The organism is Flaviaestuariibacter flavus (assembly GCF_004337505.1).
In the GTDB taxonomy this organism is placed as follows: Bacteria; Bacteroidota; Bacteroidia; order Chitinophagales; family Chitinophagaceae; genus Flavisolibacter; species Flavisolibacter flavus.
On the sequence record NZ_SJZI01000052.1, the window covers coordinates 164344 to 190992 of the forward strand.

Consider the following 26649-nt stretch of genomic DNA (forward strand, 5'->3'; position numbering starts at 1 on the left):
ATAAATCGGTAGGTCGGCGGTGCTTACTTTTTCGGCGCCGGGGGCGTTGTGGTGTAGACCGCACCTTCCTTAAGGTTCTGCTGGCCTTCGGTTACGATGCGCTCGCCGGGTTGCAGCCCCGAGCGGATGATGATGCCACTGCCTGCGGGGCGTCCGGGTTCCACCTTGCGCTGCAGGGCCTTGCTGCTGTCGCCGGCAACATACACGTAGAATTCTCCGAGCTGCTCCACGAGCGCTTTGGCAGGGATCACGATACCGCGCGTGCCGCCGGTGTTGCGTACCCGCACGGTGGCGTTCATGCCCGGGCGCAGCAGGCCTTTCGGGTTGGCAAAAAGCAGGCGTGCTTTCAGGGTCCCGGTCTGCGGGTCCACACCACGGTCCAGCAGGGCCAGGCGGCCGGGCACCGGGTACAGGTCATCGCCAAAGGCCAGCAGGAAGGTGCTGTCGGCCGCTCCTTTTTGCTGGAGCGTCGTAAAGCGGAACACATCTTTCTGGTCCACGTTGATATCAACCGCTATCGGGTCGTTGGTGGATACGGTATTCAGCAGCGTTTGCCCGGCTACCACCGCCGTTCCCGATTTTACCTGCGAGATGCCGATGGTGCCGGTGAATGGAGCGCGGATAACCGAAAAGCTTACGTTGGCCCGCATGGCGGCCACTCCGGCGCGGGCGGCAGCCACCTGCTTGCGGGCTGCTTCCAGCGCGGCGTCGGCATAGTCTACCTGCTGCTTCGCCACCGCATCCTGGCGATCCAGCTCGTGGTAGCGGTCGGCGTCTTTCTGTGCCTTGAGCAGGTTCGTTTCCTGCACCTGCTGGGCCGCGACAGCGCCCTGCAGGTTGGCGGCGTACACCTGGCGGTCGATGGTGTACAGGGTCTGGCCCTTGGTCACCACGTCACCATCCCGGAAGTGCACACCGGTGATATAGCCGCTCACCTGCGCGGTGAGGCGCACCTCGTTGAGCGCGGTAAGGGTGGCGGGGTACTCATCGAAAAAAGTAGCGTTCCCTTCCTGCACGGTATCGATCCGTACAAATACGGGTGGCGGCGCCACGGCGGCGGCAACCTTGTGTTCGCCGCAGGCACTCAGCAGGGCGGCGGAAGCAAGCAGGAGGGAGGAAAGCGTAAGAGCGGTCGTATTCATAAAATGCGTTGATGGAGGAGTTGTTGGTTAATAGCTGTATTGACCGAGTGCGCGCTCGGCGTCCACTTTGGCCGAAAGCACGGCGTTAAGGGCGTTGAAGTAATTGATCTGGGCGGTGTGCAGGTCGGTTTCGGCGCTGATGACTTCGAAATAGGTTTTGATACCGGCCCGGTATTGCAGTTGCAGCACTTCAAAGACGTCGCGCGCCAGCTGCACATTTTCCTTGATGGCCCGGTAATTCGCCAGCTGGCCCTGGTAGGCGGCGAGCGCGGTGGCAAACTGGCTGCTCACCGTGTTCCGGACGTTTTCGATTTCGAAGTCGGTGCGGGCCAGCGACAGCTGCGCGGTGCGGATAGCGGCCTTGCGGCGACCTCCCTGGAAGATGGGCAGCGCGGCGCTGATGCCGAAATAGGAATTCGGGAAATTGTCCGCATACAGCTTACCGATCTGGTTGTTCAGGTAATTGAGGTTATAGACGGCGCTGGCCGACACCGCAGGCAGGTAGCTCCAGCGCTGGTAGCGCAGTGCCGTTTCCTGGAGACGACGCTGGGTGCTCAGTTGCTGGAATTCGATCCGCTGTGCCGCGTCGGGGCGCTGCAGGGTGTCGAAGGCGATGTCGCGCTCGAGGCGGGCGCTGTCGTACGCAATGGCGAGCGGCGCGCCCTCAGGGTATCCCAGCAGGCTGCGGAGCACCGCGATCCGGCCGTCGAGTGCCGTTTCATTGGAGCGCCGTAGCGCCAGTGCGTTGTTGAGCGCGATCTGCGCGCGCTTGTAGTCGGTCTTGTCCGACACACCGCTGCGGTAGCGCTGGTAAGCGTCGTTATAGCTCTTTTGGAGGCGTGCGATGTTCTCGTCGGTCACACGCACCTGTTGCTGCGTGGTGAGGATGTCGTAAAATGATTTGCTGACGGCTACCGCGAGGTCGATCTTACGCGCCGACGTTGCCTGGCGTGCCTGCAAACGCAGGTCGCCCTGGCTGCGCAGGGCCAGCAGCACATCGCGGTTGAAGAGCGCCTGGTTGAGATACAGCTGGCCCGTAGACGAATTGGCGGTGCCTACCGGTACCGGGCTCCCGTTGAAGACGCTTGTAGGCCGCTGGAAGTTGTGCTGCAGGCTCCAGGCCGCGCCTACCTGCGGGTACCAGTCGGCGAGGCGTCCACGGATATTGGCCGCCGTGATTTCTTCGTCGGTAGCGGCGCCGGCGATCAGCGGCTGGTGCGTGAGGGCATAGCGGATACATTGGTCGAGGCTGGCGGGCGCGGCAAAAGAATCGCGCGGTTGCTGCGCATAGGTGGCCGCTGCCCCGGTGAGGGCAATAAGAAGGAGGACGATCTTTTTCATTCGAAAAATCGGTTTCAGTTTAAAAAGCGCAAGCGATCGTTAAGGCTGTTTCCGGCGGTGGCCATCACACCCGTGAAGGCGCGGTTCCAAAGGCCTTCTTGAAGGCAAAGGAGAAGTGCGACAGGTCTTCGAAGCCTACTTCGAGGTAGACATCGGAAGGCTTTCGCCGCTTGTCGTGAATGAGGTGCCAGGCCTGCTCCAGCCGTTTCTGCTGCAACCACCGGCTTGGCGTGGTATGGAAGGTCTTTTCAAAGTCGCGTTTGAACGTGGCGAGGCTGCGGCCCGTGAGGTAGGCAAAGCGCTCCATGCTGACGTTGAAATGAAAATGACTGTGCATGAACTCTTCGAGGTTGATCTTGCCCGGCTCGGTGAAGTCGAAGAGCACATCTTTCAGCCAGGGCTGCGTGCGCAGCAGGATGAGCACCGCTTCGCGCACCTTCACCTCCAACAGCGGGTCGTTGGCGGCCGTTTCCATGTCGAGGTAGGGCTGGAGGGAGCGGAAATAATTCCCGTAAAGTTCATGGGCCTCCAGCTTCAGCATCGGCGGTCCTTCAAAATTGCCCGAGGCTTGCAGGCCGAGCTCATGGCTCATGCGGCGCAGGGTTTCCTGGTCGAGGAGCACGCCGAAAGCCTCGAAGGCCCCGCCGGCCGGCGGCTGCTTTACAAAGCGGGCCAGGTGGTTGCGGCGGCTGAACCGGAAGTGACCCGGCCCAAACACATAGCTCTCCCGCCCGTCCTGCACGGTGAGCTCCCCCGACACCTGCAGGATAAAGCGGTGGTCGGGGATAAAGTGCTCGCCTTCGTGGCTCATGTTGGTGTAACAGGAGCTCATAATGCGGGAGATCTTGGTTTCGTTCGCGGCCATGGATTGGTTTCTGCTGCAAAGGTGCGGGGAATCAACCGGTGCTGCTTTGCTGTAAAGCTCATTTTAACTTTGTTAAAAAGCTCAGCAGCCTTTCCCCGAAACGTGCCGCATTGGTTTCCGGGCGGAAATATCCCGCAGGCTGAGGCCGCAGATCTTCACCCCGGTTGGCTGGAGACTGATAAAAAAAGCCCGCCCATTTCGCGCTACCGGCACACCGCGCTACATTTATCACTGCTTAACCAGGTACTCCCAACTTCCCACATGAAAAAACTCTTTGTCTTACTCTTCATCACCCTGGCCCGGCTTCCGGCTTTTGCCCAGGCCGACTCTATCGCCATCATCCCGGAACCGGTTTCGGTAAAAAGAGGCAATGGTCAGTTCATTCTTCCGAAAAGCATCGTGATCGAAGCCCCGGCCACGGGTGAACTCCAGAGCACGCTTTCTTTTCTAAAAGAGCGGCTTTCGATACCTACGGGTGCGGAGGTTGCTATTGCTGCAAAGGCGGCTTCCCCCGCCATCCGGCTGGTTTTGAACAAGCCCGCAGACAACGCGCTTCCGAAAGAAGGCTATGCATTAAGCGTTGCGGCAAAAGGGATCGTCATTCGGGCCAATGATGCCGCCGGGTTGTTTTACGGGGCGCAAACCCTGGTGCAGTTGTTCCCGAAAGAGATCGAATCGCTTTCGCCGTCGGCCCGCACCCGGTGGTCGGCGCCCGTGGTCGAGATCCGCGACTACCCGCGCTTTGGCTGGCGGGGACTGATGTTCGATGTGACCCGCCATTTTTTCACGAAGGAAGATGTAAAAAAGTTTATCGACGGCATGGTCCGGTATAAATACAATATCCTGCACCTCCACCTTACCGACGATGAAGGCTGGCGCATCCAGATAAAAAGCCTTCCCCGGCTTACGGAGGTGGGTGCCTGGAACGTTAAAAAGGAAGGATACTTCGGAACCTTTTCAAAACCCTCATCCGAAGAGCCGCGCAACTTCGGCGGATTCTATACGCACGAAGACATCCGGGAGATCGTTCGGTATGCAAAGGAGCGCTTCGTGAATATCCTGCCCGAAGTAGACGTACCGGGGCATAGCCTGGCTGCCATCGCATCTTACCCGGAACTTTCCTGTACCGAAGGAGCGGACCGGTACGCGGTGCGCTCCGGCGAACCGATCATGGACTGGTCGCGGGGAGCTCCGCCGATCGCGCTGGTAGATAATACCCTTTGTCCCGCAAACGAAAAAGTTTACGAATTCATGGACAAAGTCATTACGGAAGTAGCGCAGCTGTTTCCCTTCGAATACATCCACGTAGGTGGTGACGAGGCCCCGCATAATTACTGGGAGCAGAATGCCCAGGTGAAGGCGCTCATGCAGCGCGAAGGACTGAAGACAATGCCGGAGGTTCAGGGATATTTTGAAAAACGCCTGGAGAAGATCGTGCTGTCAAAGGGCAGGAAGTTCATGGGGTGGGACGAGGTGATGGAAGGCGGTGTGTCGCCGGGCGCGGCCATCATGAGCTGGCGCGGAATGAAAAACGGCGTGGAAGCTGCGAGGCAGGGACATGAAGTGGTGATGAGCCCGGCTACGTATGCGTATCTCGACTACATGCAGGCTGACCCGGTGATTGAAACCCGGATTTACGCCTCGCTGCGCCTGAGCAAGGCATACCAGTTTGACCCCCAGCCCGACACGGTGCGCACGACCAACATCAAAGGCGGCCAGGGCAACCTCTGGACCGAGCAGGTATACAATCTCCGCCAGGCCCAGTATATGCTCTGGCCGCGCGGCCTGGCAATTGCGGAATCGGTATGGTCACCGCGGGAGAAGAAAAACTGGAAGCATTTTTTCAGCAAGGTAGAGACCCATTTCGGCCGCTTCGACGAGGCGGAAATCAAATATGCGCCCAGTGCCTACGATCCCATTTTTACCGTGACAAAAACGAGGGACAGCCTGGTGCGGGTGGAGCTGAGTACCGAGGTGGAAGGACTGGACATTTATTACAGCTTCGACAATTCGTTCCCCGATCGTTTTTACCCTAAATACACTACCGCCCTTACCCCGCCCAAAGATGCCGTTATGCTGAAGGTGGTAACCTACCGGGGCAAAAAGCAGGTGGGCCGTTTCAACAACATGCCGGTGGAGGAGCTGAAGCGGCGGGCGGGACTGAAGAAATAGTCGCGGCAGCCGGGCACGAGGTCGCTGCTTCATCTGGCCGGGCTATCTTTCAGAAAACGTCTGCCTGCTTAGCATTCCGAATAATCCGACCGGAAGATCCCGTTGATGGCGATCACTTCGTTGAGGGCGATGCGTTCACCGCCGGTGATGCGGAAGGCCGTCCGGTCGGGCGCTGTTTTATCTTCTTCCACATCGGTGATGGTGCCTTCCATACGCGTAAGCCCGGCGCGGTCGAGCAACAAGCTGGCTTTTGTTTTTGATTGTTGAATGCCGGAGACAATGTTTTTCAGCTCGTCCAGGCTGGCAAAGGTGAGTCGGTGGTCCATAGCTCAGGTTTTACAGATATGATCAAATAGAAATCAGCGGTAGCAGTAAAAGCCACAAGCATCGTACCGGCCGGTATTGTCCGGATTAAAGTAACTTATGCTTCAAAATCCCGCACTATGGATCGCAAAGCCTTCCTCCAAAATGCATCGATCCTCGCAGGCGCTTCCATCCTTCCTGCTTCCAGCGTCTTTGCCCATCCCTTCGAACCTGGTGGCGGCGGCCTTGACCGGCTGACGGATGCACAGGGTAACTTCATACTCAACCCGCTGCCGTACAGCGAAAGCCTGCTGGAGCCTTCCATGGATGCCGAGACGCTGCACCTGCACCACACCTTTCACCACGGCGGCGCGGTGAAAGCGGCCAACAAAGACCTGGAGATGATCCGCAGGGCGATGGATGAAAACAACCTCGAAACGGTAGACTACTGGACCCGCAAACTGGCTTACCATTTCTCCAGCCATGTGCTGCACACGATCTTCTGGACGAACCTCACGAACAGGAAAACAGAGCCGAGGGGCGAACTGCTGCGGGAGATCGACACGCACTTCGGCTCTTATGACCGGCTCAAAGGTTATATCGCGCAAACGTCGAAGAACGTGGATGGCTCCGGCTGGGGCATTCTCGGTTACCAGCCCTATGCGCGCAAGCTGACCGTGCTGCAATGCGAGAAACATGAAAAGCTTACCCAGTGGGGCGTCATTCCGCTGCTGGTGATCGACGTGTGGGAGCACGCCTACTACCTCAAATACAAGAACAAACGCAGCGACTTCGTGGACGCGCTGTTCCCGATCATCAACTGGGATAATGTGGCGGAGCGCCTGGAAGTAGCTAAGAAACTGGTGTAAATATCTCCCTGGTTATCGCTGAGGGCCGGCCTACTCCATACCATTTAGCAATTTATAAAATGCCTCGGCGTAGGTGTCGCTAATGGGGATCAGCTGTTCGCCGATCCGGATCCGGTTCTTTTCGATGTGGTCGATCTTGTCGATCGCCACCAGGAAGGAGCGGTGTACACGGGCAAACCCGCGGGCGGGCAGCATATCCTCGAGCCGCGCAAAATTCAGCAGCGTCATGATGGCTTCGTCCCGGGTGTGTATCCGCAGGTAATCCTTCATGCCTTCTGCAAACAGGATATCCCGGGTCGCGATTTTTTGGATACGGTGGCCCACTTTCAGAAAGATGTGTTCCTGCCCGTCTTTGGGTGCCGGTGTTGTTTCCTTCGGTTCCGGCCCGGGCCGCCCGCTTTGTTCCTGGTACAGGCGCAGTACACCCTTGTAGAATCGTTCGAACAAAATGGGCTTCAGCAGGTAATCTTTCACCTCCAGCTCAAAGGCTTTCAGCGCATACTGGTCGTAGGCAGTGGTGAGGATGATCATCGGCTTCGGGTTCAGCATCGGGATGAAGCTGAGCCCGTCGAGGTCGGGCATGCTGATGTCGAGGAAGAGCAGGTCGGGCCGCGACTCCCGGATGGCGCCCGCCGCTTCCAGCGGGCTCATAAAGACGCCCTTCAGCTCCAGGAAGGGCACCTTGGCGATGTATTCCTCCAGGATCTCCTGCGCCAGCGGCTCATCGTCAATGATGAAGCAGGTGAGCTTTTCTTTCATGAGGCTGAGGTTGAAGACCGTGAATGGTAAGCACGACTGTAAAGGTTTCGCCCGTGTTGTGAATTGCCAGGTTGTGCTGACCCGGGTAGAGCAGCGCCAGTCTTTTCCGGACATTCGGCAAGCCGATACCGCCCGCATCTTCCAGGGCCTTCACGGGTTTGCCGCCCACCGGGTTCTGCACGCTGAAGGTAAGCGTATCGCCAGTCACCGCTACCCGCACCTTAAGCTCGCCCGGTGCAAGGCGGGCGGTGCTGTGTTTGTAAGCATTCTCCAGGAGGTGAATGAACAGCAACGGCGCAATGTGGATGCCTTCGGCAACGCCTTCAGTGCTCAGTCCGGCCACGGGGCTTTGCCTGTACCGCAGCTGTTGCAGGCTCATATAATCCTGCAGGTATTTCATCTCCCGCGTCAGCGGCACCGTGGGTGCGTTCGACTCGTAGATCATGTACCGCATGAGTGAAGCGAGCTGCATCACGGCGTCCGGGGCGGTGGCGGCCTGCTTGTACACCAGCGTATGAATGTTGTTGAGCGTGTTGAACAGGAAGTGCGGGTTGATCTGCGACTTGAGGTAGTGCAGCTCGGCCTCCGCGGCCTGCTTTTCCAGCTGCTCTTTCTTTACGGTGTTGATGAACAGGTTTTCGGTGAACCGTGCCAGCCAGCCCAGGAAGGTAAACGGGAGAACGATCGACAGGAGCGCGACGATATAATTATCCAAAAAGCGCGCCGCGGATTCCGGCAGGCGCGGATGCAGCACGAGATACAGCAATGGCGCGGTGAGCAGGATCGCTGCCAGCCGCGAATAGTAAGGCCGCTTCTTTCCCTTGCCCGGATAACGCGTGAGCAGGATGAAATGAGTATAAAAAACATACAGGCAGGTAAGGACGACCGCCGTGGTCAGGCGCGGCCAGTACGGACCTTCCTGGCTCAGCTGAAGGGCCGCCATCAGGATAAACAGCGTCCAAAGGACGATGTGTACCACCCGGAATGCCTTTTTGATCCGATTCATAGGGCAAAAGTATCCGATCCTGCTACACGGGGCCGGCCTGTTCGACTGTGGACGGCTTCCGGTCTGCGAAACACCGGTTCGGATCTGCCGGTGATCCGGCAGGGGCGAAGGAGGCACTCGTCGATTTCTTCCCGGCACCGGCATATCTCATTTTCTCCTGCGGACCGGCACGCGTTGCTTTGTAGCGAACGAATTTCTAAACCTACATTATGAACCAGCAACCGATCATCCGCACATCCGGGCTTAGCTATCATTACTCCCGCGAGGCGCAGACCCTCTTCGACGTCGACCTCCGTGTGGAGCGCGGCAGCATTTATGGCTTTCTCGGTCCCAACGGCTCCGGCAAGACCACCACTCTTTCCCTCTTGCTCGGGCTTTTTAATAAGCAGAAAGGCGACATCGAGATCTTCGGCCAGCAATTGCACGCGAGGCCATTCTCGGCCGGATCGGATCACTTATCGAAACACCCTCGCTGTACGCGCACCTTACGGCACGTGAAAACCTGGAAGTGTACCGCCGCACCTATGGCGCGTCGAAAGAGCGGATCGACGAGGTGCTGGAGATCGTCGGGCTCGGCGACACCGGTAAAAAAGCAGCAAAGAAATTCTCGCTGGGTATGAAGCAGCGTCTTTCCATCGCGCTGGCCCTGCTGCCCAACCCGGAGCTGCTGATCCTCGACGAGCCTTCCAACGGCCTCGACCCCGCCGGCATCCTCGAGCTCCGCACACTTGTGAAAAAGCTGAACAGGGAGCACGGAATGACCATCCTGATTTCGAGCCACCTGCTGGGTGAGATCGAGAAAATGGTGAGCCATGTGGGCATCATCTACAAAGGGAAGATGCTGTTCCAGGGGACGCTTGGCGAGCTTCACGGTTTGCAGAAACGAAGCGCGCGCCTGCTCATTCAAACGTCAGATGACGAGGCAGCCTGCAGGCTTTTAGGTGCGCACGGACCTGAGCTTGGTGCCGGAGGTCTGAGCGTTGCCTATGAAAATGCGGAGCAGGTGGCCGCCATCAGCCGCCTGCTGGCCGACCACCGGCTCGATGTGTACCTGCTGCGCCCCAAAGAAAATGACCTCGAACAATTATTCATTGAACTTACAACCGTCCAATCATGAAACTGCTTACCGCATTCCGCGCCGAACTGCTCAAGACAAGAAGAACCGCTTCGGTCTACCTGGCACTGATTGGTGCCCTAATCATCCCGGCGATTCTCCTGCTCAATTTACTTACAGACGGCAGCGACATCAATGCCATCCGCAAAGACTCACTGAACGCCATTTTCGAGTTGTGCGCCGAGCGCAGCCACATCGTTTTTCTCCCGGTGTTCGTGATCCTGGTGTGCACCCTGCTGCCGCAGATCGAGTATCGTAATAATACCTGGAAACAGGTGTTGGTGGCGCCGCAGTCGAAGCGCAATGTGTTCCTGGCTAAGTTCGGCAACATCAACCTGCTTCTTTTGCTCTTTCTGCTTGCGGGCCTTGTGTTTACCTCGCTCGCTGTGGTGGTGACGCATTTTCGGTACCCCGGCCTCGATCTGTTTCACCAGCCTTTCGACATGAAAAGGTTGCTGCTGCGCACCGCAAACAGCTACGTGTTAATGCTGGCGGTGTGCACACTGCAGTTCTGGCTCGGCCTGCGCTTCCGCAACTTCGTCGTTCCTACCGCAATCGGCTTCGTGCTTTGGGTAACGGGTATGATGATGGCCATTGAATTCCGGTCGGACCTCGTGTATTATTTCCCCTACAGCTTCCAGGTATTCCCGTTCGCGGCGCAGCTTCAGCCCAGGCTTACGCAGGTCGCCTGGACCTCCACGGGCTATGCAGCCCTGTTCCTGCTGCTGGCTTTTCTCGATTTCAGGAAGCGAAGACTGGCCTCTGCCTAAGCTTGTTGCCCGCTTTACCCGTCAAACTGAAGGAATAATGTTCGAGAGCTTTTCGCTTCCGACATTACCGATACCGGCAAAAGAAAGGCAAGCCGAAAGGATTGCCTTTCTTGATTTTCCGAGCGCGCTGCAGTCCTGCTTTCCAATTTTCGGCCTGGGGTACGGAAGTTCTAACTGGTTTCTAATAGAAGATCTGCAGGAGCAACGTGCTCAGTTCCGGTCGGCGCCCGGACGCCACGGCCTCCGCCGTCGCGGGTTGTGTTAAAAAAGGAAGGTCCGTAGCGTATTAGGCTTACCTTCAATGTCAACCCTTATGACCGACAACCCGCCAGGCGCCACTTTCGGTGCTGAGATTTCATATAGCGCCCTTTTTGAAGCGATGCCCGGCAGCAGCGTTTTGCTGAGGAATGATGCGCCGCGCTTTACCATTGTTGCGGCTACCCCGGCTTACATAGCGCAAACGGGCTATCCGGGTGAATACCTAGTTGGCAAGGGACTCTTCGAGGCTTTCCCCGCCAGTTCCAATCCATCAAATACGGGCGAACGCAGGGTGCATGCTTCGCTTCGGGCAGTACTGGATACAAACGAGCCGCAGTACCTGCCCCTGCAGCGTTATGACTTAATGGATGAAGACGGCAGTTTCAGCGAGAAATACTGGGAAACCAGCAACAAACCCGTTTTTGGTGCCGATGGTGAAGTAGCCTTTATCATCCATTCGGCGACGGATATTACCAGCCAGGTCCTTGCCGGTCAACTGAAAGAACGGATAAAAGGTATAGAGCAGGCGCACCATATTTTTTTACAAGCGCCGGTTGTGATCGGCATTTTACGCGGCCCGGAGCATATCATCGAACTGGTAAACGAAGACGCGTTAAAATTCTGGAATAAGACGGATGCGATCATTGGCAAGCCCTTGCTGGTAGCCATTCCTGAACTGAAGGGCCAGCCGGTGTGTGCAGAAATAGACCGCGTTTTTCAAACAGGTGCGCTCTATCATGCAGCCGCGGTGCCGGTGGCTTCTGTCAAGGATGGAGCGCCCGTCATGCGCTATTTTGATCTCTATTACAAACCTTATTATGACGAGGGGAGCAGTATTGTCAACGGTGTGTTTACGATCTCCAATGAAGTAACCGAAACTGTGCTGGCACGGCGAAAAGCGGAGGAAAGTGAAGACCGCTTCCGGGTGCTTGCCGACCAGGCGCCGATGATGGTCTTTATGGCGGACACGGGAGCCGCTGTAACTTTTTGCAACCGCTACTGGCTTCAATATACCGGGCAAAGTGTTGAGGAGGCCTTGGGCAGAGCCTGGAAGGATGTTGTTCATCCGGACGATTTCGAATCCCTGCTCAATACCTACCTGCAGGCTACGGCGTCACATCAGAGCTATTCCGCGGAAGCACGAATGCGGCGACGGGATGGAGTTTACCGGTGTTTCCTTTTTACGGGTGGCCCCAGGTACAGCAGTGATGGAAGCCTGCTCGGCAATATCGGGACCGGTGTGGATATCGAAGATCGGAAGCAGGCGGCGGAGGCGCTCCGGAAGAGCGAACAGAATCTCAGGAATACGATCCTGCAGGCTCCCGTGGCCATGGCCATCTTGCGGGGAAGCAACCACGTTATTGAAATAGCCAACGACCACATGTATGAATTATGGGGGAGAGGCGAAGAAGAACTCGTTGGAAAATCGGTTTTTGAAGGTCTTCCCGAGGTGCGCAACCAGGGGTATGAAGAACTGCTCAACGGGGTGTTTACCACGGGTGAACGGTTTACAGCTTTCGGTATTCCGGTAATACTGCCCAGGAATAACACCACCGAAACAGTATATATCAACCTGCTGTACGAGGCTTACAGGGAGTTTGATGGCACCATCGCAGGTATCATAGCCGTAGCCACCGAGGTGACCGAGCAGATTGCAGCACAAAAAAAGCTGGAGGAAAACGAAATTCTCCTGCAGCAGCGGGTGGCGGAAAGAACGGCGGATCTGGAAGAACAAAAAGGGCTTATTGCCAATATTCTGGAGGCTTCCCTGGACGGTATCTATGCGCTCAGGGCCGTTCGCGAAGGCGATGGAAGTATTACGGATTTTGAGTACCTGTTTGCCAACAGCAACACAGCGCAATTGCTTCAGAAAAACACAGGGGAGATCATCGGCGCCTCCATGCTCACCGTGCTCCCGGAAAACAGGGATAACGGCTTTTTCGACCTGTTTTGTACGTTGCTCCGAACCGGCGAAACCACGCAGGGCGAGACTCATTTCGTAGCGCAAAATATCAATAGCTGGTACCGGTACGCCATTGTTCCCCTCGATAAAGACACGTTGGTGGTCTCCACCGAAGATATCACGGAGAAAAAACAGGCGGCCCTCCACATCGAAGAACAGCGAAACCTGCTGGACAGCATTTTGAAAAACTCCTCCAATGGTATTTCCGTAAGCCGGGTATACCGGGATGACGGGGGCGAGGTGATTGATGCCCGCACTATTATGGCCAATGATGCCGCGGTCAGATTCATCGGCTTGCCGAAAGAAATATACCTGACCAAAACGGCTACCGAGATAGAGCCGCATATCAAAACGTCGCCTTATTTCCGGCAATGCGTACAGACGCTGGAGACGGGCGAAGCCTTCCTGACGCAATACCTGATGGAATCCACCGATAAATGGTTGGAACTAACGGTTTCCAAACTGGACCAGGACCACCTGATTCATGTTTTTTCGGACGTGACGCCGATCAAGCAGGCGCAGCTACGGCTGGAGCGCTCCCTGGAAGATCTGAAACGGACCAATAAGGACCTGGAACAGTTTGCCTATGCCGCTTCACATGACCTGAAGGAACCCGTCCGAAAGATCCATTTCTTTTCACAACGGTTGAAAGACAGTTTGGGCGACCGGATCCTGGACAGCGAAAGGAAATACTTTGAGCGCATGGAGTCGGCGTCGATCCGGATGAAAACCCTCATTGACGACCTGTTGTCTTATTCCCAGGTGGGCCAGCGGGCTCCGGCAGAGGATACCGTCGACATGAATGAGCTGATGCAGCAGGTGCTGACTGACCTGGACCTCGAAATAGAGCAGAGAGGCGCAACCATCATTATCCCGGAGTTATTCACGATAACGGGGCACCATCGCCAGTTGCAACAGGCGTTCCAAAATATTTTCAGCAATGCGCTTAAGTATTCGCTTCCCGGAAAACATCCGGTCATTACCCTTGAATGCAGCAGGATCAAAGGCCAGAATACCGGCTTACAGCTGACGGAGGAAGAAAAAGCGAGGGATTTTCACCTGCTTGCCGTGACCGACAATGGTATCGGCTTTAACCAGGCCGACGCTGAGCGGATCTTCAACGTATTTACCCGTCTTCACGGGGCCTCCGAATACATAGGCACGGGTGTGGGGCTGTCCATCGTGCGTAGAGTTATCGAGAACCATCATGGATTCATCTGGGCGGAGTCGCAACCGGGCCAGGGAGCGACGTTCAAGGTATTGTTACCAACTGAACAGGTGGAGCATAAGCCCGTCGCTTTCTCTGCTCTTTCTGGCAGGTAGTAAAGACCGGCAATTAAGCACGAAAAAGCCGCTTTCCGACGAAAGCGGCTTTTTCGTTTGGTGAATTCTATACGCTCTTTCACCCGGAAGGTATTTAAGCGTACGCAGGCTTGTTTATTGTTTTGTGAACCGTGCTGCGTAAAACGTGCCGCCGTTTTTGATGACGACCTGGTAGATCCCGCTTCTCAGGTTTTCGATATCAACAGATGTGGCCATGCGGGGACCCGCGGAAACAATGGTTTGTTTCTGGAGCACGCGCCCCATCATATCCTGAATTTCAAGTTGGATCGTTCCGGGTTGTGAGCTGGTTTGCACCTGGAGCAGGCTGGCGGCCGGGTTTGGAAAGAGGGTTATGCTTGCATCTGTGTCGTCGCGCACCGCAATGATCTTGCTGTAGGAAAAAGTTCCGGTCTGGCTGATGATCTTCAGGCGGTAAAAGTTGTTGCCGGGTGCCGGACGTTCGTCTGCAAAATGGTAGGCTTTTAACGACGAGTTTGATGTTGCCACGGCCAGGTTCTGGGTTGAATTTATAGGTGTTTGGAACCAGCATTGTCTTCCATGGCCTCAGCCGGAGGTCATGGTGTGCAACCAGGGCCCGGGAACGGCCTGCTGCCGAAGTCGTTGCAGAGGCGGGCCCCGTTCTTATTCAAGTTCCAGGAAGCGAAGCTTCCAGCTTTTGTCGGCCTGGAGTTCCCATACAAACGTGTAGCCGCCCGAAAGGGTATTGGGTTTGCCTTCGGCCGTCTGGATGTCATGGGTATAGGTGCCGGATTGAACGGCGATGTTGCCGCCCGCGCTTTCGTAGAACTTGCGGGTCTTCAGGTTCAGCATGCTCCTGTAATAGTGGCTGACGAACTGTTTGGCGATCTGCGACCTGCCGTTCATCGTTTTCGCGGAGCTGAGCATGACGGCGTCGTTGGTAAGCTGCGACGTAATGGCTGCCGAGTCCCTGTCGTTCCAACTCTTGTTCCAGGCAGCGATGAGCCGGTCGGTAGATACATTTTTTTCCGGGGCGGAATGCTTCGGCTGCGCAACGGCGTCCTTGGGGCAGGAAATGATGACTGCCAGGAGAGAGGCTAATAAGATTCGCATATCGGTTGTTTTGCAGCGAAACTAACCGTGATGGAATCCCCGGAAAATGTGAAAAAAGTAGTATCAGCGTAGTCCGGCCTTACGGAGGGCTTCCGACCGGTTGCTGGCATGGAGCTTCTCGTAGATATTGCGGATATGGGTACGCACCGTTTCAACGGAGATGAAAAGCTGGGCTGCAATTTCCTTGTAGCTAAAGCCTTTTGAAAGCCAGGCCAGTACTTCTTTCTCGCGCCCGGAAAGAACTTCCTGGGGGCTGGTGTAGGTGACGGTTTTCTGAAATGCGGAGACCACCATGCGGGCAATCCGGCCACTCATTGGTGATCCGCCACGATGCAGATCGTGGAGGCCTTCAATGAGCTTCGCCGCGGGAGTATTTTTCAGGATATAGCCCGACGCGCCGGCGGTCAATGCCTTGAACACATTGTCGGCATCGTCGAAAGCACTGAGTACCATGAACTGGATCTCCGGCCGCAGGGGCTTGAGCCAGGCTATGAAATCGATACCACTGCTGCCGGGAAGCTGAATGTCGCTCAGCACCAGTTCAACATCATTACCCAGGTCGTTTTCAAAGTAATGCATCGCCTCTTCGGAGCTGCCGAAGGTAGCGGCCAGGTTGAACTCGCCCGAGCCTGCCAGGAGCGCACTCAGGTAATTCCGGATCTTTTCATCGTCTTCAATAATTACAAGGGATATCATTAGCTCAAAAATACCCGGGGCGCGGGCTTTTACCGATGTGAAAAAAGTAGTAGTACGGTTCAGGGCAGCGGGAGCAGGAAAGCGACCGTGGTGCCTTTTTCAGACGATTCGATAACGCAGCTGCCACCGATATGATCCATTCTCCTGGCGAAGTTGCGCAGTCCGTTGGAGGAACTTCGTCGCTTCGCGGCATCGATGCCGCAGCCATTGTCGGTCACCCTGAAGCAAAGGCGTCGCGATTCCAGCGCGAGGCTAAGTTCGATCCGGCCGGCGCCGGAATGCTTGAGGGCATTATTCAGGGCTTCTTTTAGGACCAGGTAAAGATTGCGCCGCTGCTGGTTGTTGAGGCGGATGTCCGGAAGTTCATCCGGGAAAGAAATGATATAGTTTACATTGAAAGATTCGAAGTAGGGAAATGTCTGTTCCCGCAGGTAGGTCAGCAGGTCTGTAAGCGTGCCAAACTGGCTATTGAGCGCCCAGATAATCTCGCCGATGCTATCGGTCAGCGACCGGGAGGTGCTGGCAATTTTGGAAATCTCGGCCAGCGTTTCCGGGTCCGCCTGCTGCCTGATCTGAAGCAATTCGCTAAGCAGTGCAATGTGCGTCAGTCCGCTTCCGATGTCGTCGTGCATTTCCTGCGCAATCCGGTTCCGTTCCCGCTCTATGGCGTCGTGTTGCTGCAATTGCTGTGTCAGCGATGCGATCATGCCCGCTATCGCCTCGAATACATCTACGTCGCTGGTAGAAAACGGCAGGAACATAGGCCGCACCTGGTGTTTGCGGCCTGCATACAAAACGCCCCAGCAGTTCCCGTTTATAAACAAAGGCGTCAGGATAAAATACGGTTGACCAAACAAAGCCCGGACGTTTCTTACGGGCTCGCTCATAACCGGGTCAAGGCCGGCATAGAGGGTATGCGGCTCCTGGTAAAACCGGGCGGGCAGCGGATGCGAAAGCAGCATCCGTTCGTCGGGTGCGGGAGTTCCTTTGCCCAGGTAAGGGATCATCGTTTGCCGCACCGGATCATACTTTAATAAGACGATACTGTCCACCGACATGTGCGCGATGACCGCTTCCAACACCTGCTCGTGAAAGACCTCCGGTTTTTTCAGGAAGCTGAAGGAGCGGTGCACCTCGGCAAGGATCTGAAACCCTTTTGTATATTCCTTTATCCCGGTTGTCAGTTTGGATATGACATACTGGTTACGCAGGTGATCGCCGGTAAGCTTATCAAGCTGGCGCTTGTAGTAATCGAGCTCTTTGCTGGCGCTATCTGGTTCGCGGTGCGGATCCATTTATTTTTCCGTTAATAAGCAAAGGACGCCCGTCCAGTCGAGCGGCTGCAGCCGGCCGCCCACTTTGGCAATTTCCACTCCTGAGTAAAATCCCATAAGAGGGACATCGGTGCCGATGACCCGCTGCACCGCTTCCACGTCTTCGAGCTCGGTACCCGCATAGGATTTCATCCGGCCGCCACAGTTGATATAAAAATAGAACAGCGGTGTATTGCCGGCGGCTTTTTCCTTCAGGTTTCTGATGCCGTTTTCCACGTAGTCTAAATTGATGCTACGCGCCATGAGCTGTACCTCGTCACCTGCTTTCAGGTCGGGTTCGAACATCACCATTGCCTTTTGTTGTTCGTCTACGGCAAGGCAAACCCTGTTGGCATATTCTTCTTCTTTGAACGTACCGAACTTTTCGCCGCGGTTCACGCCGAAAGTAATATAGAGTGCGTACTCGCTCCAATTGATACTCCTGTCGCCAAGCAACTCGTCAACAACCTCTACCGCGGGACGGTTTTCAATTTCATAGAGCATCGGTCCCTCGGCCCGGGTGATTTTCTTGTAGCTGCTGGCAGGAGAGCAGCCGTGAATGATGGTATCGTGAAAGGCGCATTCTCCACTGATCAAGATGGCAAGCACGTGTTGGGTCACTACTTTTTCGTTGTAAAACTGGAAGCAGTTGGTCAGGGTTAAATTGGCCATCACCCCGCCGCCAACGATAGGGAGAGACGGGTCGAGGCGCTCCGAGATGGCTTTGCATAAAGGCGTCGCGAAATTGAGCAGGGGCGGCTCCGCGCTTTTTGCCGAATCATAAAGCAGGATCAGTCCTTTTTCCTCACCTGTTTGCTCCGCCTTGATGCTGTCTGCCAGTGCGGCGCCCGCGGTGTATTCGTTTTTGTTCAGCCCTCCCTGTGCAAGGACTTTAAATGAGATGGTATCGGAAGAAAGTACCGCTACATTGCCTTCGTAGCCTTCGTAGCTCAATGCGGTATTGGTAAAGACGCCGAATGCGGCGCCGCCCGCTACCTGTGCGCTGCCGGTTTGAGAACGGACGCCGGCTAAAAATTGCTGCGGATCGTGCTTGTCGCTGCAAAAGCAAAGAACCAGGTGCGGCAGTAGCGGTGCGATTTGTGCCATTGCATTTGCCGCCGCTTCCTTGCCCGAAAGAAAGGAGTCGATTTTGGAGCTGAATCCGGTGCCTGTTTTGGTAGCCATTACATCTGAGTTGAGTTAATATATCGGCAAAGAAGCAGAAAACGTTCCGCCAGAGGAGCATTTCTTACCTGCAAAAGGTTGTTTTTGACACCTGAAGCCCGGGAAGCCTATCAGGTCTAATGAATAATAATTTTCTTTATTATCCTTTCGTTCCGGTTCACCAGCTCGAGGAAATAAATTCCGGGCGGTACATGCAGTGAAAGCTGCTTTGTCAGCTGTGGTGCCCGGTTGCTGATGTTTTCTTCATATACGGTTTGCCCGGTTGCACTGAGTACCCGCAGGCGGGCATTGTTGAGGGGCGTCCGGACATCCAGGACAAAGGTGCCGTGGTTCGGATTGGGATAGACCCGGACGAATCGTTCTGCTTCCGGTGCCCGTACCGCGGTGACGAGCCCGGTGAGTTCGGCTGCACTCCCGCGGTAGACATCCAGGTCGACGGCGCCGGAGACGCCGGCAACCGTTCCGGTGGATGAATACTGGTGAAACAGCCAGGGCCAGCTGCTCCAGGTACAGGAGGTCGTATTGGCGGGGGCCCCGGCGGGGTTACCATAATCTGCGATCCAGAGCTTGCAGGGAATGAGGCCGCTGCTGACGTAGGGTGCAATGTAGGCTGCCTGGCAACGGCTCGTATACACGATCGGCATCACACCAGTCTGCGTATACACCACATCGGCGAAATCGCGCACCCATTGTGCGAGCCCGTTTGCGGTGAAATAGTTGGAAAGCGCTTGCGTATTGGTGATGCAGGTGCCCGCCGGGTCTTCTATGTCGAGAACGGGCGGCAGAAAGCCAGGGCCGATATAGGCACGGGCCACGGTCAGGAAGTAGTTGGCCTCGGTGACGGCGTTATTGTCTTCCGGCAGGGCGAAGTGGTACACACCCGCTTTCAGTCCCGCATTCCGGCTGTTGGTGATATTCGAGTTCAAATAGCCGTCGGTATAGCAGGTGCCTTTCGTGGATTTGATGAACGCAAACGTCTTGCCGGCTGCGGCTACCTGGTTCCAGTTGATCGTGCCCTGTATAGCCGAGACATCGATGCCGTATTGCGTAACTGCGCAAGCCCCGGTGGTGAATGCGCCCGAAGTGGTATAGGGCGAGCTCGTGCCGTCGCAGGAGGTGCGGGCGTAAACCCGCGCATAGTACGCTGTATTGCAGTTAAGGCCGGTAGCCGAAACGCTGGTGGCACTGGTGGAACCTTGCGCCACGCCGCTTCCATAAGCCACCGTGGGCGTTGTTCCGATCACCCAATAATACGTCACCGGTGCCGTGCCGGCGGTGCTGCCCGCCGTCCAATCCAGGTTGACCGTGATCTGTCCCGAAGGAGTGGCCGTGAGCGTAGCCGGTGCCGCCGGCGTGGTGCAATTGGCCGAATTTGCGGTGAACGCGGTCGTCCAGCCGTACTGGTCGGTCAGCACGGAGCTGCCGTTCACGTCGGTATACACCGCAGCGTAATAATAGTGCGTGCCGCCACTCGCCGGGGTAATGTTGAAGCTTGCCGTGCGGGTGCCGCCGGCCGTCGTGGGAGCTGTGGCCGATGTGACCGTATGGTCGAAGGGCGCCGCCTGGTCGCGGTCAACCCAAACCCGTACGAAGGTGGTTTGCGTCACCCCGTTGGGATTTTTCACAGACAGGTCGGTGCTGCTTTGCTGCCCGGTTTGCAGGGTCGAGGGGATGAAGCCCGGCGTGTTGCTGAGATAGGGTAGGTTTCTGCCGAAGGTGACGCTGGCATTGGCGCCTGCAACCGTTGCCGTGCCACTGCCCCAGAATTCTTCATTGGGCACCACGGGGCTGTTGGTTGCTGAAGGTGTGCGGTACACTTCATAATTATAGGCGGCGCTGGCGAGACCCGTGAATACCGCGTCTCCGGATGCGTCGGCGGAGGCCGAGGTAAGCTGGGTATTGGATGCATCCCGCAAAACCACCTTCACGCCCGGGGCCGGATTGCCCGCGGCATCGTTCACATGTATGGTGAGCGTATAAGTGCTCGATGCCACCTGGCGATATACGAGCTTGTTGTAGGGGGCGCCGGAATTGGTCTTGCAGGTGCCGCCGTTGTAGGCGGTGGTCAGCAGCCGCACGGTGCCTGTAAAGGTCGCCACCCAGCTGATATAGGGCGCCAGGTTATTGCTGCCGCAGTTGTCCGTTGAGAAACAAATCGGGGTGGTGAGGTTCGTATTGTTGAAAAGCGTCAGCTGCGCATCCCAGCCCGCGGAGGTGCCGCCGTAATTTTCGCAGTACGACCATTCATACCGGGTGCCGGCCACGACACTAAACAAAGTGTAGTTGCCGGCATTCATCAGTGCGGCATTGCCATTGGTGGGGTTCACCAGTACCTGCCAGCTAGCCGGTGGTGTGTAGGGGGCGCCTGAGCTCGGGTATTGGCTTCCGAAATTAGTGCAGCCGCCGCTGAGGCATTGCTGTGCGTTTACGAATGCGGAGTTCAGCAGGGCGAAGGCCCAAAGCAGTCGGTATAAATTCTTCATCGTGCAGTTAAGGTTAAGGATTGGCCAATGCAGCTCAGTTCGAGACGAACCGGAAAGAAGCCAGCAGCTCCTCAAATTGTTTTACAGATCCGGCGCGGTAGGCAGCCGGGTATTGAAAAGTGATGCGCAGGTTTTTGCCGTTTCGCTGGTCCGGGGCATCTAGGATCCGCAGCTCCAGCTGTTCCGGCAATGGTTCGCCTCTTCCGTTTTTGGTAAGCAGGCACACGGTCTCTACCGAAGGTGCGTTGTCTAAGGTGCGCCGGCGGGCTTTTTGCCTGGCGGCCGACGCCAGCGCGTTTTCGTAGATCAGGCGGCCGGATGGCTGCAAGTAATATTCGAGACGAAATATGGCCCCGGTGACGCTGTCCCGGAAGTCAATCCCGATCGTGGACGGCTCATCATCCAGGTTGCGCTGCTCCGTTTCTGCCGGGTCCTTTTTCCAGGAGCCGGGATAAAGAAAGGAGAGGCCGAGACGCTTGTTTTCATAGAGGGGCGGCGCGGCCGGTGCTGCTTTCGGAAAAGCGGTTTGCTGACGCTGCGGGGCAGCAACAGGCGTCTGTGCTTCCGATTGCTGCACACCGACCACTATTGCGGCCATGCAGAAGAATAGGTGCGGGTTCATTCTACTTTTAGGTTTGTACGGTTTCCCTTCCTGTAAATATCGCTGTTTCAGGGCAATCACGAATTTCAATTTGGGGGAACCGCGGCCGGCAAAGTGTTGCGCAAACAAAAGGCCACCTCATCCTTAGTACCTTTTGCTTCTGTGCCCGGGACCGGATTGCCCCCGTCAACCTGGTACGTCGGCGCGGGGGCCTTCGGGCACCGAACTGGCCGGAGGCCGATTTCCCTGTCAAAAAGCAGCTAAAATGACACACGGGTGCACCATTATATTTTTGGAAACGGAAAGGAATCCGGTTCGAAAACCCATGATAGATGCACGAAAAGTAGCATGCGATGGGAGCGTAACGCAACGTGGTCAAAGATTTGCATACATCAGCTTGGTTTACCTTCTATCGACCATGAAACAGCGGCCCGACAAAGCATCATTCCTACGCAGGTACATCCGCAAGCTGTCGCTTCGGATGATCATCTTCCTGTCCCTTTTTTTCCTGGTAGTCTTCGGTTTTACATTCATTGTTCACGAGGTCCTGTCGGAGCGGGAAGATGTGGTCGACTTCCGGATCTTCCGGTTCCTGGCAGCGCATGTAATCACACCCGATCTTACCTCCGTGATGAAGGCCGTGACCTATTTCGCATCGGCCACATTTTTACAGGTTGCTTACGCGCTCTTGTTCCTGACCTACCTGCTCCTAAAAAATACAAAGCGGGCATTCGAAATTATCGTGGTCGGGGTTGGCGGTTTCATCGTCAACTATTTCATGAAGCTGTCCTTTCACCGGCCCCGGCCGGTCAATCCCCTTGTTGACCCGTTAGCTAATTTCAGCTTCCCCAGCGGTCATGCTACCTCGGGATTCATTTTTTACGGGCTTCTGGCTTATCTCATTTGGAAGACAGAACTGGCCAAGCCGATCAAATACGCCATCGGATGCCTACTGGTCGGCTTTTCCCTGCTTATTGGCTTCAGCCGCATGTACCTGCGTGTCCATTATCCGAGCGATGTCGCAGCAGGAGTTTGTATCGGCTTTGCCTGGCTGCTACTTACCATCTATTTCATGGAAAAACTGAAAAAGAAAGCAGATCGCGAGCAAAAGGAGCTCGTGACGCATCCGAATGCGACGTGACACGATAGGGAAACCGGATTCATAAAAAGTATTTGATCGTATTTGACTTTAAAAACAATCAAAAAATCAGCGATGAAGAAGCTTATCTGGAAATTAACCGCGTTCGCTGCGCTGCTGTTCTTAGTCGCCTGCCAGGAGGGCAAAGGCAAAAAGCACCACAAGAAAGAAAAAGAAGAGCAGGAGGCGAATACCGGGGATAACGCGCAAGCATCCACGGCGCCAGCCGCTCCCTGCGACACGGCCATTTGGCGCTATGTTTACAACCCTGCCCGTTTGCAGGTGATTGAGTATTGCAAAACAGTAACAGGCGTCATTGAGGAAACCAATGCCGATGACGATGGCGACCAGCATATGTTGTTGAAACTGGACAATGGCCAGGAGTCGCTGCTCACCAAGAAAAATATGAAGAAAAAGCAGGGCGACCTGGTCATCGAGGCGGTTTGCGCCAACAAAGTCCTGCTGAAGAAGGTCGGTGCAACCTGTGAGGGCTACCTGAATCATATCCAATTGCCCAAGGTTGGCGATCATGTGCGCGTATCAGGCAGTTTGGTAAACGATACACACAACGGCTGGAACGAAATTCATCCCATCACCCGAATCGAGCCGATAAAATAACCGGTCAACCCGCTTCTACACTTTCCCGATCAAAATACGAAGACCTTAGAAGAGCAGCTGCGACCGCCGGCGGTTGCCTGTAAAATGTAGATGCCGGGTGTCAGATTGTCAAATTTCGCACTGCTTCCACTGCGCGGCCGCTGAGCGAGTAAGCGTCCCTGTAAATCGTAGAGCTGAAGCGCCGGAAGGTTGCCGGATGCAAGAATCCAAACGGATCCTTTACCCGGCCGGATTTGAATGCCGGCGTCGGGGCGCAGGTCTGTAACCGCGGTGGTAATGCCGGGCGTTGCCAGCCAGATGGTTGCATTCATCAGCAATCGCTGGTGGTTGCCGCCGGCGTCGGAGAAATAACCATTGAAAAGGGAACAGGCGGGATTGCCTGTGCCATCGTCCGCAGGTGAGGAGTCGCCAAGGGCAGCCACTTTGCCGTTGCCATAACGGGCATAGGCCAGCATCACACCCGTATTGCCGCTGCTGCCGGTCATATAAACCACGCCTTTCACGCTGGAGTTTGCCGTCGTATTAAGGGTCATGGACGTGCCATTGGACCATTTTACCTGGGTAACATTTCCCATGGAACCGTGGATGATGGAATCGGAAGCGGACGCAATAATGTTGGACGAGGTTTGCGAAAAATTGGCAAGGTCAAAAGAAATTCCAAAAGGGTCGCTCACACTGCCGTTGTTGGTTAGGAAATCGTTCCAGATGGCCGGAGAATCCCAGCCATCGTTGTTGCGGTCGCTTTGCGTATGGTCGGATATCATAAACAACCCGCCTCCGGCCTGCACCCACTGCAGGATCGCCGTCTTTTCAGCCGCCGTGAACCGGATGTTCGGCTCGTCGATGATAAACACTTTGTAATTCGACAGATCCTGCAAATTGCTGCTGTTGCCATAGGAGATCGTGCCGTTATAAGGCAATGTTTCAACCGTATAACCCCGCTTAACGCAATCCACGCCCCAGGCGGAGAGTGCACCATCCCAATATGTTTCGGCAGTTGTAGCCGTAATACCGGATTGCGCCGGTGTCGGAAAACGTTGCGCGTTGCTCCCGGTATGCGAAACGCCAACGACGGCATTCGGCGTCCAACCCAGGTCGCGCAGGTCAGCGTCGATCACCCAATCCGCGTTCCCGGCGGTCTGGGCCTTGGTAGCATCAAAAAGGACCTTTACCTGGGCAAACGAAGGCGTCGTGCCCAATAAGGCAGCACAAAGGAGTACGAAACGGAATTGCATAAATAGTTTTGGCGTGATGGAGGGGTGAAATTAGAAGTTATTTCAATGCTGCAGGTCTTATTGGGAGGCAGTTAATTGCAGCTGTTCACTTTTTCTCCTGTTCCGCTTTTCCGGAAAATTAAGCTTGCTTGCCGGCTCCTGTTCTGTCAGCCAGGGCCGCAAATTAGCACCACGTCTAGCCTTTTCTTCAGGACCTTCTGACTTCAATCATCTTTCGGTTTGATGCCCGTCAACGGTTCTGCATTCCGGTGAGAATAGTTTTGGCCTTTGAAACAAGACCAGTCGCAAGAATTGGTCACATAAAAGAAGGAGCCGGTCGGCTCCCCGACTAACTGAATACATTTCGTTCAACACAAACCAATTTTATGTCTTCCACCGCTTTGATAACCCGCATGAGCGTTGCAGCCGTTGCCGCTGTTTCGCTGTTTAGTTGCAAGCCCAAAGGTGCCGAATCGGCCGTTACGGGCGATGCCGCCAGCAAGGTGTATGTCGCACCCGGCAAATACGATGAGTTTTATAATATCGTATCCGGTGGCTTCAACGGCCAGATGTCGGTGTACGGTATCCCTTCGGGCCGCATGTTCCGTATTATTCCTGTCTTCTCCCAGTTCCCCGAAAACGGTTGGGGCTACAGCGAGGAGACCAAGCCGATGCTCAACACCTCGCACGGCTTTGTTCCCTGGGACGACCTCCACCACATTGCACTCTCTACCACGAAGGGCATACACGACGGCCGCTGGGCCTTCGGCAATGCCAACAACACGCCCCGTATCGCCCGTGTGAGCATGTCCACCTTCCGCACCGAAGAGATCATCGAAATCCCCAACAGCGCCGGTAACCACTCATCGCCCTTTATCACGGAGAACACCGAATACGTGATCGCCGGCACGCGCTTTTCCGTACCGCTCGATAACCAGAACGGAGACGTACCGATCAACACCTACAAGGAAAATTTCAAAGGCACCGTTTCTTTTATCAAAGTCGACACCGCCGGTCACATGAACATCGCTTTCCAGCTGCGCCTTCCGGGCATCGATTTCGACCTGGCGCGCGCCGGCAAAGGCAAGTCGAACGGGTGGTTCTTTTTCTCCTGCTACAACTCGGAGAAAGCCAACACGCTGCTGGAAGTGAATGCCTCCGCCAAGGACAAGGACTTCATCATGGCAGTGAACTGGAAGAAGGCCGAAGAGTACGTACGCAATGGCAAGGCGGTAAAGGAAAATGTACGCTATGCGCACAACGTATATAGCGACAAGACACACAGCGCCACTTCCACGATCGAAAACTCCGTGCTGGTACTCGATCCGAAGGATTGCCCCGACATGGTGTATTTCATTCCCTGCCCCAAGTCGCCGCACGGCTGTGATGTAAGCCCCGATGGTGAGAGCATTGTGGGATCCGGAAAGCTCGCGGCGGTAATCCCCGTATTTTCCTTTGATAAGATTCAGAAAGCCATCGCCGACAAGGCTTTTGATGGCAACTACGATGGCATCCCGGTAATCAAGTACGAAGCTGCGCTCCGTGGTGAGGTGCAGAAGCCGGGACTCGGGCCCCTGCACACTGAGTTCGACGACAAGGGCAATGCTTACACTTCCTTCTTCGTGTCGTCGGAGATCGTAAAGTGGAGCGTAAAAGACCTCAAGGTGCTCGACCGTGTACCTACCTACTATTCGATCGGTCACCTGAGCGTTCCGGGCGGGCCCACCGCGAAGCCCTGGGGCAAGTATGTGATCGCGTACAACAAGATCACCAAGGATCGCTACTTGCCCACTGGCCCGGAGCTTACCCAGAGTGCGCAGCTGTACTCGATCGATGGCGACAAGATGAAGCTGTTGCTCGACTTCCCGACCGTTGGTGAGCCGCACTATGCCGAGGCGATCCCTGCCGAGCTGATCACCAGGCGCACCCAGAAGATCTTCAAGATCGAAGAGAACGCCAGTCCCTATGCCGCAAAGGGCGATATCAACGCCAAGGTGGAACGCAAAGGCAACGAAGTGCACGTGTACATGACCTCGATCCGCTCGCACTTCACTCCGGACAATATCGAGGGCGTCAAGATGGGCGATGTGGTGTATTTCCACGTGACCAACCTGGAGCAGGACTGGGACGTGCCGCACGGCTTTGCGGTGAAGGGGGCCAACAACGCCGAGATCCTTGTCATGCCGGGCGAAACCCAGACCCTGAAGTGGACACCGGAACGCGTAGGCATCTTCCCGATCTATTGCACCGACTTCTGTTCGGCGCTGCACCAGGAAATGCAAGGCTACGTGCGCGTTTCGCCGGCGGGATCGAATGTTCCCATCACGTTCAGCACCGGCAAGACCGCGCCTGACCCGGTTGCAGCTGGAGGCAAAGCTCCCGCAAAACAAACCAAACAATAAACCGGAAAGGGTCGCCGCATCC

Annotated in this window: 21 protein-coding genes and 1 pseudogene; 8 read left to right on the forward strand and 14 right to left on the reverse strand. The window is 55.8% G+C overall.

Features of this window, described 5'->3' with window-relative positions; all coding sequences use genetic code 11:
* Positions 1–23: 23 nt before the first annotated feature.
* The 3 genes from EPD60_RS16240 to EPD60_RS16250 form a co-directional block, all read right to left on the reverse strand.
* A complete protein-coding gene (locus EPD60_RS16240) occupies positions 24–1142 on the reverse strand; it encodes an efflux RND transporter periplasmic adaptor subunit (RefSeq protein WP_131450577.1) in 1119 nt (372 codons plus the stop codon).
* A 27-nt stretch (positions 1143–1169) separates the two neighbouring features.
* Positions 1170–2483, reverse strand: a complete 1314-nt coding sequence (locus tag EPD60_RS16245; protein WP_131450578.1) for a TolC family protein — start codon at positions 2481–2483, stop codon at positions 1170–1172.
* A 64-nt stretch (positions 2484–2547) separates the two neighbouring features.
* Positions 2548–3348 carry a helix-turn-helix domain-containing protein gene (locus EPD60_RS16250; RefSeq protein WP_131450579.1) on the reverse strand — a complete coding sequence of 267 codons (801 nt, stop codon included), beginning with the start codon at positions 3346–3348 and terminating at the stop codon, positions 2548–2550.
* Positions 3349–3609: 261 nt separating this feature from the next.
* Between EPD60_RS16250 and EPD60_RS16255 the strand changes: the two genes are divergently transcribed.
* On the forward strand, positions 3610–5520 hold the full coding sequence (locus EPD60_RS16255) for a beta-N-acetylhexosaminidase (protein WP_131450580.1): 1911 nt from the start codon (positions 3610–3612) through the stop codon (positions 5518–5520).
* Positions 5521–5588: 68 nt separating this feature from the next.
* Here the strand turns inward: EPD60_RS16255 and EPD60_RS16260 are convergent, their stop codons facing one another.
* On the reverse strand, positions 5589–5846 hold the full coding sequence (locus EPD60_RS16260) for a hypothetical protein (RefSeq protein WP_131450581.1): 258 nt from the start codon (positions 5844–5846) through the stop codon (positions 5589–5591).
* Between the two features lie 117 nt (positions 5847–5963).
* On the opposite strand from EPD60_RS16260, the gene EPD60_RS16265 reads away from it, so the two are divergent.
* The gene (locus tag EPD60_RS16265; RefSeq protein WP_131450582.1) at positions 5964–6692 is read left to right on the forward strand and encodes a superoxide dismutase; all 729 of its coding nucleotides are present in this window, start codon (positions 5964–5966) and stop codon (positions 6690–6692) included.
* Positions 6693–6722: 30 nt separating this feature from the next.
* Here EPD60_RS16265 and EPD60_RS16270 read toward each other — a convergent pair whose 3' ends face one another.
* Together EPD60_RS16270 and EPD60_RS16275 are read right to left on the reverse strand one after the other, a co-directional pair.
* Positions 6723–7451, reverse strand: coding sequence for a LytR/AlgR family response regulator transcription factor (locus EPD60_RS16270; RefSeq protein WP_131450583.1), 729 nt, complete (start codon positions 7449–7451; stop codon positions 6723–6725).
* Positions 7420–8457, reverse strand: coding sequence for a sensor histidine kinase (locus tag EPD60_RS16275; RefSeq protein WP_131450584.1), 1038 nt, complete (start codon positions 8455–8457; stop codon positions 7420–7422). Before EPD60_RS16275 ends, EPD60_RS16270 begins: the two co-directional genes overlap by 32 nt.
* Positions 8458–8666: 209 nt before the next feature.
* Between EPD60_RS16275 and EPD60_RS17320 the strand changes: the two are divergent.
* From EPD60_RS17320 to EPD60_RS16290, 3 genes and pseudogenes are all read left to right on the forward strand, one after another.
* A pseudogene (locus EPD60_RS17320) lies at positions 8667–9574 on the forward strand (ATP-binding cassette domain-containing protein).
* A complete protein-coding gene (locus tag EPD60_RS16285; protein ID WP_131450585.1) occupies positions 9571–10341 on the forward strand; it encodes an ABC transporter permease in 771 nt (256 codons plus the stop codon). The pseudogene EPD60_RS17320 and the gene EPD60_RS16285 overlap by 4 nt, the downstream one beginning before the upstream one ends.
* A 313-nt stretch (positions 10342–10654) precedes the next feature.
* A complete protein-coding gene (locus EPD60_RS16290; protein ID WP_165871590.1) occupies positions 10655–13885 on the forward strand; it encodes a PAS domain-containing protein in 3231 nt (1076 codons plus the stop codon).
* Positions 13886–13999: 114 nt separating this feature from the next.
* Here the strand turns inward: EPD60_RS16290 and EPD60_RS16295 are convergent, their stop codons facing one another.
* From EPD60_RS16295 to EPD60_RS16325, 7 genes are all read right to left on the reverse strand, one after another.
* Positions 14000–14392, reverse strand: a complete 393-nt coding sequence (locus EPD60_RS16295; protein WP_165871591.1) for a T9SS type A sorting domain-containing protein — start codon at positions 14390–14392, stop codon at positions 14000–14002.
* A gap of 135 nt (positions 14393–14527) precedes the next feature.
* On the reverse strand, positions 14528–14977 hold the full coding sequence (locus EPD60_RS16300; RefSeq protein ID WP_131450588.1) for a YybH family protein: 450 nt from the start codon (positions 14975–14977) through the stop codon (positions 14528–14530).
* A 63-nt stretch (positions 14978–15040) separates the two neighbouring features.
* Positions 15041–15673 (reverse strand): response regulator transcription factor, encoded by a 633-nt coding sequence (locus tag EPD60_RS16305; RefSeq protein ID WP_131450589.1) that lies wholly within the window; start codon positions 15671–15673, stop codon positions 15041–15043.
* Between the two features lie 59 nt (positions 15674–15732).
* Entirely contained in the window at positions 15733–16968 is a 1236-nt protein-coding gene (locus EPD60_RS16310; protein WP_131450590.1) for a sensor histidine kinase, read from the reverse strand.
* Positions 16969–18171, reverse strand: a complete 1203-nt coding sequence (locus EPD60_RS16315) for an FIST signal transduction protein (RefSeq protein ID WP_131450591.1) — start codon at positions 18169–18171, stop codon at positions 16969–16971.
* 116 nt (positions 18172–18287) lie between these two features.
* Positions 18288–20654 carry a GH25 family lysozyme gene (locus EPD60_RS16320; RefSeq protein ID WP_131450592.1) on the reverse strand — a complete coding sequence of 789 codons (2367 nt, stop codon included), beginning with the start codon at positions 20652–20654 and terminating at the stop codon, positions 18288–18290.
* Between the two features lie 34 nt (positions 20655–20688).
* Positions 20689–21276 (reverse strand): hypothetical protein, encoded by a 588-nt coding sequence (locus EPD60_RS16325; RefSeq protein WP_131450593.1) that lies wholly within the window; start codon positions 21274–21276, stop codon positions 20689–20691.
* Positions 21277–21736: 460 nt separating this feature from the next.
* Here EPD60_RS16325 and EPD60_RS16330 point away from each other — a divergent pair, with 460 nt between their 5' ends.
* Both EPD60_RS16330 and EPD60_RS16335 read left to right on the forward strand, forming a co-directional pair.
* On the forward strand, positions 21737–22396 hold the full coding sequence (locus EPD60_RS16330) for a phosphatase PAP2 family protein (RefSeq protein ID WP_165871592.1): 660 nt from the start codon (positions 21737–21739) through the stop codon (positions 22394–22396).
* A 72-nt stretch (positions 22397–22468) separates the two neighbouring features.
* Positions 22469–23011 carry a hypothetical protein gene (locus EPD60_RS16335; RefSeq protein ID WP_131450595.1) on the forward strand — a complete coding sequence of 181 codons (543 nt, stop codon included), beginning with the start codon at positions 22469–22471 and terminating at the stop codon, positions 23009–23011.
* 29 nt (positions 23012–23040) lie between these two features.
* On the opposite strand, the gene EPD60_RS16340 is transcribed toward EPD60_RS16335, so the two are convergent.
* Positions 23041–24246, reverse strand: a complete 1206-nt coding sequence (locus EPD60_RS16340) for a T9SS type A sorting domain-containing protein (protein WP_131450596.1) — start codon at positions 24244–24246, stop codon at positions 23041–23043.
* A 365-nt stretch (positions 24247–24611) separates the two neighbouring features.
* Between EPD60_RS16340 and nosZ the strand changes: the two genes are divergently transcribed.
* Positions 24612–26627 carry a Sec-dependent nitrous-oxide reductase gene (nosZ, locus tag EPD60_RS16345; RefSeq protein WP_131450597.1) on the forward strand — a complete coding sequence of 672 codons (2016 nt, stop codon included), beginning with the start codon at positions 24612–24614 and terminating at the stop codon, positions 26625–26627.
* Positions 26628–26649 lie beyond the last annotated feature (22 nt).